Annotated in this window: 3 protein-coding genes; 2 read left to right on the top strand and 1 reads right to left on the bottom strand. The window is 40.7% G+C overall.

Going from position 1 to position 3,284, the window contains the following annotated elements:
• Positions 1–1,619, bottom strand: a 1,619-nt coding sequence (locus E1176_RS03515; protein ID WP_155209190.1) for an OstA-like protein, incomplete at its 3' end; no start/stop codon positions are given.
• Between the two features lie 38 nt (positions 1,620–1,657).
• On the opposite strand from E1176_RS03515, the gene tilS reads away from it, so the two are divergent.
• Positions 1,658–2,977 (top strand): tRNA lysidine(34) synthetase TilS, encoded by a 1,320-nt coding sequence (gene tilS / locus E1176_RS03510; RefSeq protein ID WP_155209189.1) that lies wholly within the window; start codon positions 1,658–1,660, stop codon positions 2,975–2,977.
• Positions 2,970–3,284: cyclic nucleotide-binding domain-containing protein (locus E1176_RS03505; RefSeq protein ID WP_155209188.1), on the top strand; the 315-nt coding region annotated here is incomplete at its 3' end. The genes tilS and E1176_RS03505, both read left to right, overlap by 8 nt.

The following is a 3,284-nucleotide window of genomic DNA, read 5'->3' as shown; positions in this document are numbered from 1 at the left end:
ATCCTACGTATGTCAGTTTTGGTAGGGTTTTCAATTTTTTTAGATGGTTCTATTTTTTGTTGAGAGGGTTTGGGCTCCTCAGTAGTTTCTTGTTTTCCTTCTAAAGTATTTTCCAGCAAAGTGGCTTTTTCAGGTTTTTCATCACTGCGCCATTTGAAACCGGAAAGCTCTCTATCTGAGGCTGTGAGCTCATGCGGAGGGATGAATTTGGCATCGGGTTTTACATAAAAAGAGGCATTATCGGCCTTATTGTTAAGAAATTTAATGACCATATTGCTACACAAAATCCTGTTCATACCCACGATGTAGGTCTCCATTTCGTCTAAGGCAAAGAAAATGCTTTCACCGTTACCTTCAACATCTACCTTGTGCAATTCTCCCTTGTTGAAGCGGGCTATCATTTTACGGCCTTTGATCTGGTTGAAATTGTCGATGCTATCCTGTGAGATTACAAAAGAATTTACATTAAGATTAAGCCTGTCAATTGTGTTATTGGCGATCATTACATTTATCGAGTCAGCTTCGAGCTGATTTCCTTCTGTCCATAGTACAGGGTCGTCATAAAAAAAGATTGTGGAGTCGGCCGTATGGTAGGCTAATGAGTCGGCAATGCCTTGTAGATCAGACTTCCATATTTTAACATTGTTATAGGCCAGTAGACGCTTTTTAGATTCGTCAACATTTTCTATGGCAACGAGCGTATCTGCCGTGAGGTACATGGTGTCCTGATCCATGATCTTTTTCATGAGGGCCCGCCCGTAAACTTTAGAAATGCCATTGGCTTTGTCATAAAAACTATCGTCACCTGTGATGATAATATCCTGCTCTTTAGAAATCATTTCTACGTTGCCGGTCGCTGTGTAATATTTGGCTACATCATCAAGGCGTAACTTATCACCAGTGAGTATGTATGATTTTGTTTCTACTTCACCCTTTGCCAGGTCTGACTTTTGGGCTATGGTGTTGTATGTTCCTTCATAATAGGTGGCTACATCACCGTTTTGATTGGTGAGTTGGGTTTCGTCTCTAAAGAAAACCACCTTGGTTTCGGTATTATATTGCAAAGTGTCTGACTCGAGGGTGTAATCAGGGTTTTTGCCAACAACATTTTTCTTAAAAGAGGCCATGTTGTTATTTACCTGATAATAACCTTTTTCACTCGTAAGCACATTTGTACTATCTACCAGTTTTCCGCCATTGAAGTAACGAGCCTCCTGTCGCACGCGATCATAATCTAAAAAGTCGGTATAAAGCGTCATTTGGCCCAGTTTCGTAAAAACTACATTATTTCTAAGCTTGGCTTTTTTAGAGTCGCCCTCATAGATGAGCTTGCCTGCGGTAATATTGACTGAGTCACCTTCAACAATTCTAATATTACCATAGGCCTCTATGTAATTTCTCTTACGATAGAAATGAGCCGAATCACTATAAATGGTGGTCTCCTTTTGCTTAAAGACCACATCGCCTATGGCTCTATCAAAACGCTCCCCATCGGGCTTTACGCTACCTACCATCTTATCTGCATGGTCTAACTTTACTTTCTTTTGTGAAAGTGCTGAGCCAGCTGCAGCAAGGAGTAAGGCTATGATAAGTGCTATTTTTATTTGTAAATTCATCATGTTTGTGCTGTCGCAAAATTAAACTAAAAAATTGCGGGATGTTTAAGGATTTTCGAGCTTTTATCGACCAACACCAACTCTTTGCCGAAGATGATAAGATCTTGCTGGCTGTAAGTGGTGGTATAGACTCCGTGATCATGGTCCATTTGTTTAAAGAGGCCGGCTTTAAGTTCGCTATTGCTCATTGTAATTTCATGTTGCGAGGCGAGGCATCAGATAAAGACGAAACCTTTGTGAAAACACTGGCACACGACCTGGGTGTTGATTTTTTCTCAAAGCGATTTGAGACCAAAAAATATGCCACACATCATAACCTTTCTACCCAAATTGCAGCTCGGGACCTAAGGTATGGTTGGTTTGCCAGCTTACTCAATAAAGAAGGGTTTAGTTATGTCGCAACCGCACACCACATCAACGACTCTCTGGAAACAATGCTGTATAACCTTACTAAAGGAACAGGCATTGCCGGGCTTACGGGCATTCCGGTAAAAAATGACCGAATTATAAGACCAATGCTTTTTACAGAGAGGCAGGAAGTTGAGCGATATGCGCAAGAAAAGGAAATAAAGTGGAGAGAAGATGCTTCAAACGCATCCAACGACTATAGCAGAAATATGATCAGAAATAAGGTCGTTCCTTTGCTGAAAGAAATAAATCCTTCACTGGAAAGTACACTGCAGAATACATTACTTCGACTGGAAGGCGCTGCTCAGGCACTTAAACAACAGGTTGAAAACTTCAATACTGCTTACACCACAGAGCAAGGTGTCGATGTTTTTATCAACAAGACTGCCTTCAAAGACCTTCATTTAGGGTTGGCAGCGGAGGTTTTAAAGCCTTTTGAGTTTAATTTTATTCAGGTAAAAGATATTATGAGCGCCCTTGAGGGAGAAGGGAAGGTGTTTGATAGTGTAGATTATAGGTTAAACATAGACCGCCAATCATTAATCATCAGTCCGCAAGAGCTTAAAATCCCTGGTGAGGCTTATATAGAAAGAGGTGATACACAATTTGATAATGGGTTGCTGTCGCTAGATATCCAATTACAGGAGATCAAAAGTCCGCCACAGTTTTCTCAGGAAGAAGCTTTGATACCTGTTGATAAGCTGAAATTCCCTCTTACGGTGCGACAATGGAAGGAAGGAGATAGCTTTTTCCCGCTGGGAATGCGGGGCAAAAAAAAGTTAAGTGATTTTATGATTGATAATAAAATTCCGTTAAACTTGAAACAGCGCGTATTTGTGTTGGAATCGGCAGGCGAAATTGCCTGGGTAATCGGTCACCGACTAGATGAGAGGTATAAATTACTTCCGGACACAAAACAGGCCTTCAATTTCCGTATAACACACCATGATTAACCCATTTAAGAAGACTTATACCCCTCGCGAGCAAAGTTTATTCGTTTTCCTTACGAAAATCCCTCTATTCTCACAGCTAGACTCTAAGGAGCTATCATTGTTTTTGCCTCACATGCATGAGCGTAAGTTTCAACAAAACGAGGTGGTATTTTTTAGAAATGATCCTAGTCATGCACTGTATTTACTAAAAAAGGGAGAAGTGTCTTTAAACCTTGATCTCGATGAAGATTTTGAAACCCTTACCAAAATAAAAGGACCCGGAATTGCACTCGGAGAAAGCTGCCTGATCAACGATACTAATCGGTTA

It is taken from the genome of Fulvivirga aurantia (genome assembly GCF_009711475.1).
Lineage (GTDB): Bacteria > Bacteroidota > Bacteroidia > Cytophagales > Cyclobacteriaceae > Fulvivirga > Fulvivirga aurantia.
Note: the sequence above shows the minus strand (reverse complement) of the source record. Positions and strands in the feature narration are given on the sequence as shown.

Coding starts and splice junctions, on each gene's coding strand:
- tilS (WP_155209189.1), top strand. CDS start 1,658: ATGTTTAAGGATTTTCGAGCTTTTATCGACCAACACCAACTCTTTGCC.